Origin of the sequence: Martelella mangrovi (assembly GCF_040545495.1) — a bacterium.
GTDB lineage: Bacteria > Pseudomonadota > Alphaproteobacteria > Rhizobiales > Rhizobiaceae > Martelella > Martelella mangrovi.
Genome location: NZ_JBEPLY010000003.1, coordinates 1 through 16,948, shown reverse-complemented (window position 1 = coordinate 16,948; position 16,948 = coordinate 1). Strand labels below are relative to the sequence as shown.

Below are 16,948 nucleotides of genomic sequence, written 5' to 3'. Positions count from 1 at the left end.
GGGATGGGTGCGGCCCGCCCCGGCACATGAAATGTGCCGGGGATGGTTTCAAGGGTCAGGAAACGGCTGCAGCGGCTGAAACAGCGCTGCGGCCGGTTTCCGATCAGCCAAGGTCTCCGAAAACGCTGGCTATTGCCGAACAAGCCCTTAAATAGAGGGCATTGGAGCGCGGAGAAACATGGCGACAATCAAGGATGTAGCGAAGGCCGCCGGGGTTTCGGTGACAACCGTGTCGGCCACGATCAATGACAGCGCGCCGGTCAGCGCAACTTTGCGCGCACGCGTCAATGCCGCCATCGCGGCGGTCGGCTATGTCCCCAACCCGGTTGCCCGCAATTTGCGCAGTGGCCGCTCGCGCCAGATCGGTCTGCTGGTGCCCGATATCGCCGCGCCATATGCCGCCGGCATCGCCCGTAGCGTTCAGCAGGTATTGTCCGACAAGGGCTATTCAACGTTTTTCGCCTCAAATGGCGATGATCCGGTGCGCGAGCTTGCCGATATTGCCCGCATGAACGATCATCAGGTGGCGGGCTTGGTGCTGTTGCCGACCTGCCGTGGCGCAAACTATGCCCAAAACATCCTATCGGCGATCAAGTGCCCGACGGTGGTTGTCGACCGCGTCGTTGCGGGCGCGCCGTTCGACTGTGTCGTCGACGACAATGCACTCGGCGCTCGGCTGATCGCCCACCATCTGCTGCAGCTTGGCCATCGCAATATCGCCGTCATTGCCGGGCGCACCGGCATTTCGGCTTCCGATGAGCGGTTGGCGGGGATCCGCACGGCGATGGCAGAGGCCGGATATCCGGTCTCCGACGATTACATCTATACCAACCACGAGCGCGAGGACCAGGCCTTCCGCGCCGCTCAGGACCTGATGTCGCGACCAAAGCGGCCGACAGCAATCGTCACCGTCGATACGGCGCAAACCCGCGGCATATTGCTGGGGCTGCGCTCCATGGGGCTAAAGGCGCCGGATGACGTCTCGCTGATTTCCTTTGACGGGCTGCACCATTCAGCTGGCTTCGATCCCGAGATCACCTCGCTTGATCAGGACATTCCGGCAATCGCCGAAACCGCAGCCGACATGTTGGTCGAGCGGCTGGAGGCAGAAAGCGCTACCGCCCGCGCCGGGTCACCACGGCTCCAGCGACTGCCGGCCCGGCTGATCGTGCGCTCGTCCTGCCGGTCGGTCAGCGGAAACTGAGCCCCTTCGCCGTCCTTGCCGGGTTTCCCACGCGGCGATATATTCTATCGACAGGCTCGACCCGCGCCTACGCCCTCCGTTTCGGGAAGTATTGCACATACGGGGTAAAACGATCACCAAATCAACCATTCGAGCATGCGCATAAGGAGGGATTGCGTTTTCGGCTCGCAATGGAGGTTCCGTACAGTTTGCTCGCGAAACCGGCGTCATACTGGGCTTCATTTCGCAGATCGATCGCGCTCTGCCGTGCCGGAACTGAGCGCAATTCGCCTGCCAAACCCGGTCGCAGAAGCAACGTTTTCCAAAGCCTGCTTCCTCAACGCGGGCAGAACCGAATTGTGAAAGCTTGACCGAGCGGTCACGTCGGATTGACCTGCAAGGCGAAAACAAAGGGGCAGAGCGGAAACCGCCCTGCCCCTTTGGATTGTCAGACCATGGCTTTCGCCGTCAGGCCTTGTTCTTGTTGTAGACGTCGAAGACGACGGCTGCGAGCAGGACGAGGCCCTTGATGACCTGCTGGTAGTCGATGCCGATACCCATGATCGACATGCCGTTGTTCATGATGCCCATGATGAAGGCACCGACAACCGCGCCGACGATCTTGCCCACGCCACCCGACATCGACGCACCGCCGATGAAGACGGCCGCGATCACGTCCAGCTCGAAGCCGTTACCGGCCTTCGGCGTCGCGATGTTGAGGCGGGCTGCGAAGACGAGACCGGCAAGGGCTGCCAGCATGCCCATATTGACGAAGACGATGAAGTTCAGCCGTCTGGTATTGATACCGGAAAGCGCTGCCGCCTTTTCATTGCCGCCGATGGCGTAAACGCGTCGACCGAATGTCGTGCTTTCGGTGATGAAGGTATAGATCACCGTCAGGATGGCCATGGAGACCAGAACATTCGGCAGACCGCGGAAGGATGCAAGCTTCCACGAGACGAACACCAGAACCGCAGCCACGATGATGTTGCGGCCGAGGAAGAAGGAATAGGGTTCATCCTCGATGCCGTAGGCGACATTGCGCGAACGGGCACGCCAGGCGAGATAGACGATTGCGGCAGCGGCGATGATGCCGGCGGCAAGCGCCGTCATGTTCGGGCGTCCGACCCCGAAGATATCCGGAACGAAACCCGTGGACAGCAGTTGGAAGCCGGACGGGAAAGGCCCGACGGACTGGCCGTTCAACAGCCACAGCGACAGCCCGCGGAAGATCAGCATGCCCGCCAGCGTCACGATGAAGGACGGGATTTTCCAATAGGCCACCCAATAGCCTTGCCAGGCGCCGATCAGCATGCCCGCCAGGATACAGGCAGGAATGGCCACCAGAACCGGCAGGTGCCACTGCACGATCATCACCGCCGCAAGCGCACCGATGAAACCGACGATGGAGCCGACGGACAGGTCGATATGCCCGGCCACGATGATCATCAGCATGCCAAGCGCCATGATGATGACATAGCTGTTCTGGAGGAACAGGTTGGTGATATTGACCGGACGCATCAACACGCCGTCGGTCACGATCTGGAAGAACGCGATAATGACGATCAGGGCAAGCAGGATGCCGTAGTCGCGCATTCGAAGGGTCAGGTAAGAGCGGATCGAGGGTTTGCTCTGGCCTGCATTTTCCTCAGGAGTACTCATCGTCATCTCTTTCTATTTTCTGACAATGAAGGACATGATGCGTTCCTGGCTCGCCTCTTCGGCGTCCAGCTCTCCCACCAATGCCCCCTCGTTCATAACGTAGATGCGGTCGCACATGCCGAGCAGTTCCGGCATTTCCGACGAGATCATCACCACCCCGCGGCCTTCGGCTGCAAGCTGGTTCATCAGGCTGTAGATCTCGAACTTCGCGCCAACATCGATACCGCGCGTCGGCTCATCCATAATGAGCACGTCGGGCTGGGTGAACAGCCATTTGGACAGGACAACCTTCTGCTGGTTGCCGCCGGAAAGGTTCACCACCCTCTGGGCCACCGTCGGCGTGCGGATATTCATCGCCTTGCGATAATATTCCGACGTCTTGGTTTCCTCTGCCGTGTTCAAAACGCCATATTTGGACACACCCGGAAGGTTTGCGAGCGTGACATTCTTGGTGATCGGCTCATCGAGCACCAGCCCCAGCGCCTTGCGGTCTTCGGTCACATAGGCCAGGCCTGCAAAGATCGCCTTCGGCACCGTCGAGACATCGACTTTCTGTCCGCCAAGCGTGACTTCGCCCGAGATGTTGCGGCCGTAGCTGTGGCCGAAAACGCTCATGGCAAGCTCGGTGCGCCCGGAACCCATCAGGCCGGCAATGCCGACAATCTCGCCGGCGTGGACGTTGAAATCGACACCCTTGATCACCTTGCGATCGGCCTGTTCGGGATGCCAGACGGTCCAGTTTTTGACCGACAGCAGTTCCTCGCCGATCTTGCGTTCCCTTTCGGGGTAGCGGTTTTCCATCGCACGGCCGACCATGGCCTGAATGATGCTGGCCTCGCTGACCTCTTCCTCGCGGCAGTCGATATTGGCAACCGACGACCCGTCGCGCAGCACCGTGATCGTGTCCGCGATCTGTTCGACCTCGTTCAGCTTGTGGGAAATCAGGATCGAGGTAATGCCCTGCTGCTTGAGTTCCAGCAGCAGGCTCAAAAGCTTGGCGCTGTCGCTTTCGGAAAGTGCGGCAGTCGGCTCGTCGAGGATCAGAAGCCGCACATCCTTGGAAAGCGCCTTGGCGATTTCGACCAGTTGCTGCTTGCCGACGCCGATCTTTTCCACGAGCGTGGCAGGCGGATCACTCAGCCCGACCTTCTTCAAAAGGCCTTCCGTACGCTGATAGGTATCCGGCCAGCTGATCACGCCGGACCTGGCGACCTCGTTGCCGAGAAAGATATTTTCGGCGATCGACAATTGCGGAACCAGGGCCAGTTCCTGATGGATAATGATAATGCCCTTCTTTTCGCTGTCGGCGATATTGGCGAACGACGCCAGTTCGCCGTCATAGTGGATTTCGCCCTCGTAACTGCCATGGGGATAGACGCCTGAGAGCACCTTCATCAGTGTCGATTTCCCGGCACCGTTTTCGCCCACAAGCGCGTGAATTTCACCTTCCTCGACAGCGAGATCGACATCACTCAACGCTTTCACGCCCGGAAAGGTCTTTGTGATTTTTTTCATTTCGAGCAATGTTGTCATGACACCCTCACCCGGCTGGCGCCCGGCACCGCCGCCGACCGTTCAGGCCGGCGGCAGCCCTTGCGCAAACTCTCGGGGTTATTCTTCGATCTGCTGCATGGTGTAGTAGCCGCTGTCGTCGACCAGGATCTGCTTCCAGTTGTCCTGGGTCACGGCGACCGGTTCCAGCAGATAGGACGGCACGACCTTCTCACCATTGTCATAGGTCGAGGTGTCGTTGATTTCCGGTTCCTTGCCTTCGGAAATCGCCTCGACCATATCGACGGTGACTTCGGCCAGCTTGCGGGTATCCTTGAAGATCGAGGAATACTGCAGGCCTTCGATGATCGCCTTCACGTTGGGCAGGTTCGAATCCTGACCGGTAATGATCGGCATCGGCATATCGCCCGAACCATAACCGAGGCTTCTCAGCGAGGAGATTGCGCCCATGGCCAGGTCATCATTGGAGGCATAGACGCCGTGCAGCGGCTCCTGCGTATAGTAGGCCGACAGCAGGTTATCCATACGGGCCTGCGCAGCAGCGTTGGACCAGTTCAGCGTACCGATCTTGTCCATGCCCATCTGGCCGGACGGCACCACGATATCGCCGGAATCGATCAGCGGCTGGATCACAGACATCGCGCCGTTGTAGAAGAAGTAGGCGTTATTGTCGTCGGGCGAACCACCGAACAGTTCGACATTCCAGGGATGAACGTCGGGGAAACGGCTTTTCAGGCCTTCCACAAGGCTGTTGCCCTGGATGACGCCCACCTGAAAATTATCGAAAGTGGCATAATAATCGACATTCGGCGTGTTCAGGATCAGCCGGTCATAGGCAATGACCGGAATACCGGCAGCGGCGGCATTGGCCAGCGGCGCTGTCATCGAACCACCATCGATCGCGGCGATCACGAGGACGTCGACGCCCTTGGTGATCATGTTTTCAACCTGCGAAAGCTGTGCGGGAATTTCGTTTTCCGCATATTGAAGGTCGGTCTTGTAACCGGCCTCCTCGAACTGCTGCACCATGGACGCACCGTCCTTGTTCCAGCGGTCGAGCCCCTTGGTCGGCATGGCAATACCGACATAGCCCTTATCTGCCGCGATCGCAGGCGCTGCAAGTGCCGCAGCGACCACGCCTGCGGCAGCAAGCATAGAGATAACGCTTTTCATGTCTCTCTCCCATTTGGCGGCCGTAACCTCTTGTTCCGGCCTGTCCTCAGAAACGTAAAAATCCGCCGGACACAATGCCGACGCACCTTTCCGGCTCTTTCCGCAAGACACCCGGCAATTGCCGTTCCGGTCACAGCGGACATGATGACGATACAACTTGAGTAACGTAAGTCAAATAAATTTATTCGATTGAATAGTTATTCACAATGCATACAAACGCACTGTATAAAAATGAAAAAATCATCATAAAACAAAATTATACATACGAATGAATTTGAACCCGAAACAATATCGAATTCAAATTCATCAGTCTGTTTATTCTGTAACCTTACGCTTTCTCAAAGATCGAAAAATACTGAAAGGCGGAATGAAAACCCCGCCTTTCATATCGCTCAGTTCAATCTCAGTTCTGAATTTCTTCGAGCGTGTAATAGCCGGCCTGATCGACCAGGATCTCTTCCCAGTTGGAGCTGTCGATGGCGACCGGCGAAAGCAGGTAGGACGGCACGACCTTGACGCCGTTGTCATAGGTTTCGGTGTCGTTGATTTCCGGCTCACCACCTTCAAGCAGCGCCTGAACCATGCCGACGGTGACACGGGCCAGCTCACGGGTGTCCTTGAACACGGTGGAATACTGCTCACCCATATTGATCGACTTGATCGAGGGAAGCTCGGCATCCTGACCGGTCACGATCGGCATTTTCTGATCGTCCGAGCCATAACCGACGCCCTTCAGCGACGACAGGATACCGATGGAAAGACCATCATAGGGGGAAAGCACACCGTGGATGGTTTCATTGGTGTAGTTGGCCGAAAGCAGGTTATCCATGCGGGCCTGGGCAACGGCACCGTCCCAGCGCAACGTGCCGACCTGGTTCATGCCCATCTGACCGGAAACGATGTCGATCTTGCCTTCATCGATCAGCGGCTGCAGCACCGACATGGCGCCGTCGTAGAAATAATAGGCATTGTTGTCGTCCGGCGAACCGCCGAACAGCTCGACATTCCAGGTTTCTTCTTCCGGGAAGCGCTCCTCGAGCCCCTTGACGAGGCTGGATCCCTGCTGAACGCCGACCTGGAAATTGTCGAAGGTCGCATAATAGTCGACATCGCCGCTTTCGCGGATCAGACGGTCATAGGCAACAACCGGAATACCGGCGGCGGCCGCGTTGGCAAGCGCGTTGGAAAGCGTGGTGCCGTCAATCGAGGCGACAACCAGCGCGTCAACACCCTTGGTGATCATGTTTTCGATCTGCGACAGCTGGTTGGGAATATTATCCTCGGCATACTGAAGGTCGGTATTGTAACCCGCCTCCTCGAACTGCCGGACCATGGATTCACCATCGGAAATCCACCGAGCCGATGATTTCGTCGGCATCGCGATACCGATCGTGCCCTTGTCCTGTGCAAAGGCCGGCACGGCAAAACTTGTCACGGCCATTGCCGCAACGGCCAGTGCAGATACTACCAGTTTCATTTCTCTCTCCCAATTCACGAAACGTGCGTTTCGTCTGCCCTTGCGCCGGAACCCCTCAGGCGGCCTCCGCCCTCCCGGCGGGCTGATACGAAGCAATTTGCAAGGGGCAGATCGCGGTTGGAGGTTGGTAGAAGAGGCATGAGCTGTCAAATTGAGAACACCGAAGCAGATATACCAATTCTGCTATATGTCGAAATGACAGGACGGTAAGATTTTGGCAGATATGAGCTTTTCACGGCCACGCGCTTATGTTCGTATTCAATTACTTAAACTTTAGTTTAGTACCTCCGGTATCCACCGATCGCACATAGAAGTCGTTTGCCGCCGTCGTCCCCGCTTTTTCAAAGACTCGACTGTTTTTAAGATTGATGCACGCGGCAAGCTGCGCTAAACAACCCCGCGAAGCAGACGGCGCAAGCCGGCCTGCGAGGGCGCCCGTAGCTCAGCTGGATAGAGTGTTGGATTCCGATTCCAAAGGTCACAGGTTCGAATCCTGTCGGGCGCGCCAATCAAATCAAAAACGTGGACGACACAGTATCTAAAGTCGTGTTGCGCCATGTTGCAACTGATTACCCTTTATTTTCAATACAGTCGTTGTTTCCCTTTTGGGAGCCTTTGATGGCCTCACAACTCGGTCTGTAGTCCAGGCCTCATACAGAGACGGGCAAGGTGAGCCCGCCCCTGCGATGGCTTTGAACTGTTAGTCCAGCAAGCTCAGCTTGCCCTTCAGATTGGTGAAAGAGCCATCAGTGCCGGCGATGTTGGTGTAGAGGATGCCCTGGGCAATGTCCTGTACATGGGTCACGTTGGCACCCGTGCTGTTTGGCTCGGACCAGTAAACCATGAACACACCCGGCCGGATGGATACGGCGGTGTAATTCACCGTATCGCTGATACCGCCGAAGGCGCCGGTCAGGTCCGTGAATGTCATTTGACGGTGATCCTTGAAGTCCAGCTGGAAGGCAAAGTCGCCAAAGTCGGCCTTCGCCTTGTGCCCGACGAACGGATAAAGCTGGGCGACCTCCCACGGGATTTCGCCGACGAAGGCTTTCGCCCCCATGTCCAGAAACTCTCGTGCCGGAAGGTCAGAATATTTGGCAGCCATCGGGTCAATGATCTCGCTGGAGGACTTGGCATTCGCCGCGGCCGCACGCCAGTCACGCAGATAACCGGTCAGGAAGGCCACAATTTCGGGTGAATCCGAATATGCGCCGATAATATGCCCGCCGATAACCTTTTCCGGCGCGAGGGCGGCAATATCTTCAAGTCGCGAAATCCATTGATCGACCGCCGCCAGATCGGTCGTGTCGGCCAGCCACGGGTGCGCTCCGGTGAAGACCGAAATCCCGCCCAATGCTGTTTTCAATGCGGGAACCCACAGGAAGATATGGGATGGATCGTCGCTGGCCTGACGGACTTCCACGACCTCGCCTTCGATCTCTATGTTTCCTGTGAAGGCGTCCGGCGTGATCAACTCTTGCGGAAGATCATCCCCAAGCTGATCTTTCCAAACCGCCAGCTTGTCATTCTTGGTTGCTTCAATCAGCCAGGCGGTCTGCGGGGTCGCCACGATTTTGACGGCCGGAAATGCAGCGCGCAACGTATCGAGAGCGAAATAATAGTCAGGGTCGCTGTGCGATACGAAAATCGTTGTCAGTTCTCGCCCTGTTGCCTGGATGCGCTCAACCAGTTCGCGCGCCCTGGAGGCCTGAAACTGTCCGTTGACGAGAACCACCTCCCTGTCGCCGTAGATCAAGGTGGAGGCGATCGGGAAGATTGCGTTTTCAGGCACGTATGTTTCTATTTTCAATGACATAATATCTACCTTTCAGGTTCACTCAAAGCTGACGACCAACACTTGGCTTGGTGTGACTGGAAACTTACGGCAAACGAAAGTCTTTCGAAATTGGCGAAAATCGACTATGGTCCATGCGTTTTCGCATGGATATGACATATGGAATGGGACCACCTGCAAAATTTTCTCGCCATCGCCAGGCACGGTAGTCTTTCGGCAGCGGCGCGCGCGCTTGGCGTGACCCAGCCCACCATGGGGCGCAGACTGGCAGCAATGGAGAAATCGACCGGCGCCAGGCTTCTGATCAGAACCCCGGATGGTTTCTTGCTGACGCCGCTCGGCGAACAGATCCTCATCAAGGCCGAAAGAGTAGAAGAAGAAATGCTGGGCGCCGAACTCCTGATCAATGCAAGCGATGTTCACCTTGACGGAGTTGTTCGGGTGACGACCCTCGACATGTTCGGAGGCGATTTGGTTACCCCCGCCCTGGTGAGACTGCAGCGTGAAAATCCCGGCGTGTCCTTCGAGCTCGTTCCCTCCCAACAATCCCTTAATCTGTCACGGCGAGAGGCCGACATCGCCATCAGGACGAGACGGTTTGAGGGCGAGCTCATTGTCGAGCGCAAGATCGGATCGCTGGCCCTTGCCTATTATCAGGCGGCAGACGCGTCCGGTTTCAAGGAAAATCCTGCGCCACAGATCGTGACCGTTCTACAGGATCAATCGCATCTGCCCGAAGCGCGGCGAATCGTGGAACACTTTCCTGAATTGAGGATCGGGCTCCGCTCCAACAACCGTAACGTCCAATACCAGGCCGTCTGCAATGGCGGCGGAATAGGTCTGTTGCCCCGCTTCCGTGCGGACCATGACGCGCGGCTCATGCGGGTTCGAAAAGACCTACCCGACCTCAGACGTGAAATCTGGATGGGCATCCATACCGACCTCCGCAAGATGCCCCGAATGCGCGCCACGATGGACGCATTGATCGAGGCATTCGACCGGAACTCACACCTTCTGGACCCCGACGATTAGCCGACCGCATTCAGCACATATCGAAAATTGCGAACGGCAGCTTTCGCTAAACCTCCCGCCGAAACCCGACGGTCCGTTTCACCGCCCATTCCAGACCTTCAAACATTGCCCGGTTGCACGGAGCACACCTTCGTCGGCTGCTTTGTGCAACGGTGCAATCAACAGGCTTACTGAAATCCAGTGGGGACGATATTGCATAACGGCGGACTATGCCGGATTTGCGTTTCGTTGCGACTGGTGAGCCGTATGTCAGTCACGGCTGTGACATCCATGCTTCCGGCAGTGTGTCGTGAAGCGCCTGGCGGATAATCGTTGCGAGATGGCGGCTCGCTGAACTTTCGGTCCTTGCGGGACGCAGGAGGCTCAGGCCCAGTGACGGCAGTTCGGGCAGGCCATGCTGGAGTGCATCCAGCACGCGCACGTCCGCAGACCGGACGAACGGTGTGCGCAGCGCGACCCCGAGACCCGCCGCCGTTGCCGCCCAAAGCCCGCTCAGGCTTGGGCTTACGAAGGCAATGCGCCAGGCAAGACCTTCGCTGTCGAGGCGATTGCAGGCGAGCGTGCGAAGCAGGCACGGCGCCTCCAGCGTGACAAGTGGCAGCGGCTCGTTTCGCGCTGCTTGCCAAAGCGGTTCCTCCTGTGCGGAACCGAGCCAGCACAGCGGCAGTGCGGCGATCCTTTCGGCATCCGACGAAGCCCCGTCATCCCAGACAAGCGCCAGGTCGAGATGACCTGAGGCAATCTTTTCCCGTAATTCGCTGTTTCTGCCTATGCGGCCCTCGATCCGGACTTTGGGATGCGCCCGGGCAAAGCGACCGAGCACCTCCGGCAAGACGGTCTCGCCGAAATCCTCCTGAATGCCGAGACGAACCCAGCCCTCAAGTTCCGGGCTTCGAACCGCACCGACCGCCTCGTCATTCAGATTGAGAAGCCGTCGGGCGTAGGAAAGAAGCACCTCGCCGCCATCCGTCGGGACCAGCCCGCGCCCCGAACGGCGCACGAGTTCGGTGCCCGTCTGCTCCTCCAGCTTCTTCAGTTGCGCACTCACCGCCGATGTCGAGCGGCCGAGCCGGTCGGCGGCCTGCGCGAAGGAGCCGGCCTCAATGCCAGCGACAAAACTGCGCAGCGCATCCATATCGAGATTGGTAAAACGCATCCTCTTTCCTGAAAAACAGGATATTAAATCCTGAATAATCTGATTATCAGGATGATCGTGCCGCGTCATACTGTGCCTGTCAATCACATTTGATGGAGCCCACATATGCCGTTCACCCGCATTTCTCTTCTGGCCGGCAAGTCGCCGGATTATCTCGCCGCCGTATCCGACAGCCTCGACCGTGCGCTTGTCGATTGTTTCGAGGTTCCCGAGAAGGACCGTTTCGCTGCCATCCACCAGCACCTGCCCGGCGAACTCATTTTCGATCGAAATTATAATGGCGGGCCGCGTTCGGACGACTATATCTTTTTCCAGATCACCACCGGCAAGATGCGCTCGCCGGAAACCAGGGCGCGTTTCTACCGTCGACTGGTCGAAAACCTAGCGGCGTCTCCGGGCGTCCGGCCGGAAGACGTGATGGTCTCCATCGTCAATTCGACCATGGAAGACTGGTCTTTCGCATCCGGCGTTTCCGCCACCGCGCTGCCTGAGGAAGCGCGCCGATGAGCACGGCTTTCGACATGCAGGAACGCTGCCCGTCCATGATGCATATCCATCGCGCCGGCGCCGGAATTGTCGCCGCGCCCGATGATATCGCAAGCGGCTCGTTTCTGGTGCAGATGCTGCTGTCAAGCCGCACGGAGGGCAAAATGACGGCGATGCGTGCTTTCGTGCCGCCGGGCGTCGCGACCCATTGGCACGGTGCATCGCCGGCATGCCCCTTCAGCTATCTCAGTGTCCAACCGGTGAAGAACGGAACGGCGGTCGCATGGTTCGGCCCCGTCAATCAGAAAGGTTTTCAGCAATGATCGCGATGCAATACAGTTTCACCTTGCCGGCCGATTACGACATGACGATCATCGATCGGCGTATCCGCGACAAAGGTCCGTTGCTCGATGGTTTTCCCCGCTTGCGCTTCAAGGCGTATCTGTCGGCGAGAAAGAAGGACGCCGGCTTTTCAAGCAGTGAAAACCTTTACGCCCCCTTCTATCTCTGGGACGAGCCGGAAGGGATAGACAGTTTTCTGTCCAGCCCCGGCTTTGCCACGCTGACACGGGATTTCGGCTGGCCATCGGTCGCAACATGGCTGATCTGGCAAGCCGATCTCGGCCCGGACCTTGCAGCAGCCCGCTTTGCAACGCGGCAGATCCTGCCGATTGCACCTTATTCCAACCTTGCCGACACGCGTAAGGCCGCCTGCGGAGAGGCCCAGGCCGCCCTTGATAAAGGCGCGCTCGCCGTCATCACGGCCTTTGATCCAGGCGCATGGCGGCAATTGCAGTTCTGCCTCTGGCCGACAGTACCGGAACCGACAAATGCGCAAATCTACGCGGTCGGGCATGTATCGCTGCCGAACCCGGAATAAATGCTCAACGACGCTGTAGGCCATTTGCCGACGGAAGCCTGTTTGCAGGCGCCTATAGCGTGGACATCGTTCAAAACGTCACGCGGCGTGCCGTTTTTCTGCAAAACCCGAATATCCGGCACGTCGTTTGCGCCCCGAAAACCGCCGCGTTCCTTCCCGTCTTCGCTTGCGTTGACAACGGCTCACGATCTTGTGTGACAACCACCCCTTGCTGATGCGCGTGCAGGCCCTAGCTTTTTGAACAGGACAACACCACTCACGTTTTGCCCGGGGAGGACGCCTGTGAAAGCCTCGCTTATCGGAATCCGACTGTTCGCCATTGTCGCTACACTCGGCGGGATGCTGCCTGCTTTCGTTGCCAGCGCACAGATGCCACCGCTTGCCGTGGAGGAGATTGCTTCCGGGCTGGCGCATCCCTGGTCCGTCGAACCGCTGGAAGACGGCGCCTATCTTGTCAGCGAAAGGCCGGGCCGGCTGAACATCGTCACCGCCGATGGCACGATACGCGCCGTTTCCGGCCTTCCCGACTTTTACGCCGCCGGTCAGGGCGGCCTTCTGGATGTGGCGCTTGATCCCGATTTTGCGACCAACGACACCATCTACTTCACCGCATCCGTTTCCGGAAACGGAGGTCAGGGAACCGCCGTCTTCCGCGCGCAGCTGAACCGCCGTCAGGCCAGTCTTCAAGCCGTCGAACAGATTTTCGTCATGAACCGCCTTTCCGGAACCAACCGGCATTTCGGCTCCCGGATCGCATTCGATCGCGAAGGCAATCTGTTCTTCGGCATCGGCGACCGAGGAGAAAGCAACCGGGCTCAGGACGGCAGCGACCATGCAGGCTCAATTCTCAGGATCCGCCCCGATGGCGGCGCGCCGGCGGACAATCCCTTCGCAGGCTCGGGCGCGGCGCAGCCTGAAATCTGGTCAATCGGCCACCGCAATCCCCAGGGCATCACCACCGACCCGGAAACCGGCACGCTCTACACCGTCGAACACGGCGCGCGCGGCGGCGATGAAATCAATACACCCGAAGCAGGCGCCAATTACGGCTGGCCCGAAATTTCCTATGGCGTGCACTATTCCGGCGCAAAGATCGGTCAGGGCACCCATGCCGAAGGGCTGGAGCAGCCGCTTTATTACTGGGACCCGTCGATCGCACCCGGCGCCATTGCCGTCTATCGCGGCAAGATGTTTCCCGAATGGGACGGCGACTTTCTCGTCACCGCGCTGAAGGACCAGCTTCTCGCCCATATCGCGGTGGACGAAAACGGCATGCCGACGGCGGAAAACCGCCTCTTTGCCGGCGAATTCGGCCGGCTGCGCGACGTCAAGATTGCGCCGGACGGCGCCGTTCTCGTAACCACCGACGAGCCCGACGGGGGCTTGCTGCGAATATATCGGCCGTAGAGCCCTTCAGGTTTATATGGAAGCAGTTCTGTTTGCCCAAACCGGTCATTCCACGCGAAGAAGCCCGCGCGGCATAGCCATAGCTATGGCGAAGGGCTTCGACAAAGTGGAGGGCCGGTTTCGGCAAACCCTGAAGGGCGGCATGAATTTGCGCCATTACCGGCGGTCTTCGGCTTGGACATAGCTTCGGCTATGCCCTGCGCCAAAGCCCTTGATCCCGGCGCAAATTCCTTGCCGCAGAACGATTCCATATAAAACTGAAGGGCTCTAGCAGCCCTTCAGGGACTGAGCCTATTTGTCCGCCGTTGTGTCGGCTTCATTAGCGTCGCCCCCGATATCCGAGCGCCATGTCACCGGCCACTTGGCGGCACCGACATCACTGCCGTCACACGCGCTCTTGGCGCGCTCATGGGTCAGCACCAGCGGGTTGCCGGTCGCCTTTGCGTCGAGGCTCCAGTAGTGCGCCAGCCCGCAATCGCCAAGACCGCGTCCGAGATAGACGGATGAAAGCTTGCGGTTTTCCAGATCGAAATTGACGTTGTAGACCGTATCGAGAACCGTGATGCCGGCTTCGCTGACATTCGGGAATTCGGCGCGACGAAATTCCTGATCCTTGCCGACATAGAGCTGGTAGGGCTGATTATAGGCCCCCGACGGGCCGCAGGGCAGAAGCATAATCGTGCTGGCCCCGGTCGCAAAGGCAAAGGCATCGGCCTGATCGAGATGCGCCTCGTCGGTGTAACAGGCACTTTCCGCGTCGGACAGATTGCGCAGGATCGATTCCGGCAATTGCGCGTAGCTATTGATTGACCACACCCGAATATCCTCGGGCGGTGCAATGTCGCCCTTGTCGGCCAGCGCGTCCGTCCGGTCCTTGCGCCCCTGCAGGTCATCGACGAAGCGCGCACTGTCAAGAAGCCCATCCAGTGCAATCGTCGTCGAAAACGCTCCCAGATCGCCGCTATAGGCAATCGTTGCAGATTGACCGTGCGCCATCTTCGCAAACAGTTGCGGGAGCGCATCGGGATTGTTGACGCCGAACGTGCCGACAGCCTCGTCCCGGATCAGATCGTCGACACCGACCGCAAAGGCTTCCTCTCCGTCAACGCTGATCGTGAACTGCCCGTCGTCATCGCCTCTCTGGAAGAAGCCGGGCGGAGACGGCAGGCTGAGGGTGAGCGGCGCTGAAGGATTGGCCGTTCTGTGCCACTGAATGGCCGCCAGCGCCGCATCCTCGTCCTGGGCCGCCTGCGGATTGAGCGAGATCGTGCAGACATAGGCGTTGTTGCAGCTGACGGCCCATCCCCCGACCTGACGATATTCAAAAGCGCCGGCAGGCAGGCTGGACAATGCGAGCGCGAGCAAGGCAGGTGCAGCAATCCTCAATGATATGTGTCGACGCATGGGCATCTCCCGGAATTTCATCATATGTCATTGCGCACCGCCGGCGCGCGCTCTCGCCCGGAGGCTTCGCCGGCACCACGCTCCTACACCAGCTTCGGGTCAAAAAGCTAGGCCTGGCCCGATCCCCTGCAAAACAACGCACCAATGCCTGCCGCCATCGTGTCCCCGGCGGCCTAAAACAGGAGGATAGTGGCGCCAGTATATCCATGATCGATGTTCTTGCCACAGTATCCGTTAGTCAGCATGAATACAGGACATGCCCCTGCATCGACACGACTTTTCACAAAGCCTCAAAGTTTCGCTTGCCAAAGTCGTGTAAAAACCGCATTCTGATCGCGTTCGGGCATTTTGCGAGCACGGGAAGACCATATAATCTGATGCGCGTCGGAAACGCTAATTTTCCGGGCGGCCCTTGTAGGATTTGGCCTGTAAACGTGTCCAGGCGACAGAAGGCCGCGGTAATAAAGGTACCTTTCCTTAACAATTCGAGAAACGCCTGCGCTGCCCACAAGGGCAAACGAGCATTGGAATATCCGCCCATTTGTGCAAGCGGGGCGGTGAGAAAAGGACCTTGAAGCATGGCCGAAACTGGCACCGTGAAATTCTTCAACACTGACAAGGGCTACGGCTTTATCAAGCCGGACAATGGCGGCGCGGACATTTTCGTCCACATCTCCGCCGTGCAGTCCTCGGGCCTGACCGGGCTGACGGAAAATCAGAAAGTCAGCTACGATACCGAGCCCGACCGCCGTGGCAAGGGCCCGAAAGCGGTCAATCTGCAGGTCACGGAATAGTCTCTGTTCCCTCCGGTCTTCCTTGAAGCCGGATAGGACCGAAGGCGGCAGCCTTCTGGTCACAGTGAACAGATTCAGGCGCGTCTTTCGGCCGCGCCTGGGTTTTCTTTTGTTTTTTCATTGTGCCGCTGTCTCAGTTCGGGCGATACGGTTACGTCTTTGTACTGTGCCTGGCTCGCTATCGCGGCGGGCGGGGTTTTGCATGCCGCCCCTGACTTTTGGCCGGGTTTGAATGGCCGCCCCTTGAGCACACTGCTGCATGTCTTTGTTTCTGACTGCGCTGCTGTGCCTCCAAGAAAGCAAGCTGGCAATGCCGGCAACCTGATTGTCATCCCGCTTCTCGAGCAAGATCCTGTCCGCACATGTCCCGCTGCCGTGCCTCCTCGCTATGGGCGCGTCCTTCTTACGGCCACCACCAAGTCCGAACATAAAAAACCCGGCCTTTCGACCGGGTTCAGACTGCTGACAGAGCTATTCCCAAATTTTTTCGTCATACCGGCCTTGAGCCGGTATCCAGGGCCGCTTGCTATGCGCTTTCAGAAAGAGTCTTTGCGCGCAAGGACTTGGCCCTTACTAGATTCCGGCTCAAGGCCGGAATGACGGCGGGGAAGGAGGCAAAACCGTGATTGCTTGCGGATGTCAACGGCGGTGTAAAAACCGGCCGCGGGGCGGAGCAAAAGTCGGCCACTTTGGACGCAGGCATGAGGGCCGCGGGAGGGCGTAGCCCGAGCGGGGGTCTCATGCCTGCGTTGCGATTTTCTGAAGGGTTTCAGCCGGCCTTTCGGGCGCGGCTTTGGGCGAGACGGTAACTGTCGCCGTTCATTTCGAGAATGTTGACATGGTGCGTGACGCGATCGAGCAGAGCGCCGGTCAGACGCTCGGATCCCAGAATTTCGGTCCATTCGTCAAAGGGCAGATTACTGGTGATCAGGGTGGCACCCCGCTCATAGCGTTGCGAGATCAACTCGAACAGCAGTTCCGCGCCGG

The 16,948-nt window shown here is 58.3% G+C and carries 15 protein-coding genes and 1 tRNA gene; 8 read left to right on the top strand and 8 right to left on the bottom strand.

From position 1 onward, the window contains the following. The first annotated feature begins 178 nt into the window (after positions 1-178). Positions 179-1,204, top strand: coding sequence for a LacI family DNA-binding transcriptional regulator (locus ABID12_RS04650; protein WP_354433311.1), 1,026 nt, complete (start codon positions 179-181; stop codon positions 1,202-1,204). A gap of 447 nt (positions 1,205-1,651) precedes the next feature. Here the strand turns inward: ABID12_RS04650 and mmsB are convergent, their stop codons facing one another. The 4 genes from mmsB to chvE (ABID12_RS04630) form a co-directional block, all read right to left on the bottom strand. Further along, positions 1,652-2,845, bottom strand: a complete 1,194-nt coding sequence (gene mmsB / locus ABID12_RS04645; RefSeq protein ID WP_106310345.1) for a multiple monosaccharide ABC transporter permease — start codon at positions 2,843-2,845, stop codon at positions 1,652-1,654. Between the two features lie 12 nt (positions 2,846-2,857). After that, entirely contained in the window at positions 2,858-4,378 is a 1,521-nt protein-coding gene (mmsA, locus tag ABID12_RS04640; protein ID WP_354433310.1) for a multiple monosaccharide ABC transporter ATP-binding protein, read from the bottom strand. 78 nt (positions 4,379-4,456) lie between these two features. Next, on the bottom strand, positions 4,457-5,530 hold the full coding sequence (gene chvE, locus ABID12_RS04635) for a multiple monosaccharide ABC transporter substrate-binding protein (protein WP_106310122.1): 1,074 nt from the start codon (positions 5,528-5,530) through the stop codon (positions 4,457-4,459). Positions 5,531-5,933: 403 nt separating this feature from the next. Next, the gene (gene chvE / locus ABID12_RS04630) at positions 5,934-7,007 is read right to left on the bottom strand and encodes a multiple monosaccharide ABC transporter substrate-binding protein (protein ID WP_354433309.1); all 1,074 of its coding nucleotides are present in this window, start codon (positions 7,005-7,007) and stop codon (positions 5,934-5,936) included. 431 nt (positions 7,008-7,438) lie between these two features. On the opposite strand from chvE (ABID12_RS04630), the gene ABID12_RS04625 reads away from it, so the two are divergent. Next, a tRNA-Arg gene (locus ABID12_RS04625) sits at positions 7,439-7,515 on the top strand. A gap of 192 nt (positions 7,516-7,707) precedes the next feature. Here ABID12_RS04625 and ABID12_RS04620 read toward each other — a convergent pair. Beyond that, positions 7,708-8,823 carry an MBL fold metallo-hydrolase gene (locus tag ABID12_RS04620; protein WP_354433308.1) on the bottom strand — a complete coding sequence of 372 codons (1,116 nt, stop codon included), beginning with the start codon at positions 8,821-8,823 and terminating at the stop codon, positions 7,708-7,710. A 138-nt stretch (positions 8,824-8,961) separates the two neighbouring features. On the opposite strand from ABID12_RS04620, the gene ABID12_RS04615 reads away from it, so the two are divergent. Next, positions 8,962-9,834, top strand: a complete 873-nt coding sequence (locus tag ABID12_RS04615) for a LysR family transcriptional regulator (RefSeq protein ID WP_354433307.1) — start codon at positions 8,962-8,964, stop codon at positions 9,832-9,834. A gap of 253 nt (positions 9,835-10,087) precedes the next feature. On the opposite strand, the gene ABID12_RS04610 is transcribed toward ABID12_RS04615, so the two are convergent. Continuing rightward, entirely contained in the window at positions 10,088-10,990 is a 903-nt protein-coding gene (locus ABID12_RS04610; protein WP_354433306.1) for a LysR substrate-binding domain-containing protein, read from the bottom strand. Positions 10,991-11,095: 105 nt separating this feature from the next. Here ABID12_RS04610 and ABID12_RS04605 point away from each other — a divergent pair, with 105 nt between their 5' ends. The 4 genes from ABID12_RS04605 (at position 11,096) to ABID12_RS04590 (ending at position 13,763) form a co-directional block, all read left to right on the top strand. Beyond that, positions 11,096-11,497 (top strand): tautomerase family protein, encoded by a 402-nt coding sequence (locus ABID12_RS04605; protein WP_354433305.1) that lies wholly within the window; start codon positions 11,096-11,098, stop codon positions 11,495-11,497. After that, complete coding sequence (locus ABID12_RS04600; protein ID WP_354433304.1) at positions 11,494-11,799, top strand: cupin domain-containing protein; 306 nt, start codon at positions 11,494-11,496, stop codon at positions 11,797-11,799. Before ABID12_RS04605 ends, ABID12_RS04600 begins: the two co-directional genes overlap by 4 nt. After that, on the top strand, positions 11,796-12,356 hold the full coding sequence (locus ABID12_RS04595; RefSeq protein ID WP_354433303.1) for a DUF4865 family protein: 561 nt from the start codon (positions 11,796-11,798) through the stop codon (positions 12,354-12,356). Before ABID12_RS04600 ends, ABID12_RS04595 begins: the two co-directional genes overlap by 4 nt. Positions 12,357-12,695: 339 nt before the next feature. Then, positions 12,696-13,763: a PQQ-dependent sugar dehydrogenase gene (locus tag ABID12_RS04590; protein WP_354433595.1), complete on the top strand. Its 1,068-nt coding sequence runs from the start codon at positions 12,696-12,698 to the stop codon at positions 13,761-13,763. 291 nt (positions 13,764-14,054) lie between these two features. On the opposite strand, the gene ABID12_RS04585 is transcribed toward ABID12_RS04590, so the two are convergent. Next, positions 14,055-15,167 (bottom strand): DUF1176 domain-containing protein, encoded by a 1,113-nt coding sequence (locus tag ABID12_RS04585; RefSeq protein WP_354433302.1) that lies wholly within the window; start codon positions 15,165-15,167, stop codon positions 14,055-14,057. Positions 15,168-15,745: 578 nt separating this feature from the next. Between ABID12_RS04585 and ABID12_RS04580 the strand changes: the two genes are divergently transcribed. Then, positions 15,746-15,961, top strand: a complete 216-nt coding sequence (locus ABID12_RS04580; protein ID WP_024708202.1) for a cold-shock protein — start codon at positions 15,746-15,748, stop codon at positions 15,959-15,961. Positions 15,962-16,730: 769 nt separating this feature from the next. Here the strand turns inward: ABID12_RS04580 and ABID12_RS04575 are convergent. Then, the coding region (locus tag ABID12_RS04575; protein ID WP_354433301.1) for an ATP-binding protein at positions 16,731-16,948 on the bottom strand (218 nt) is incomplete at its 5' end.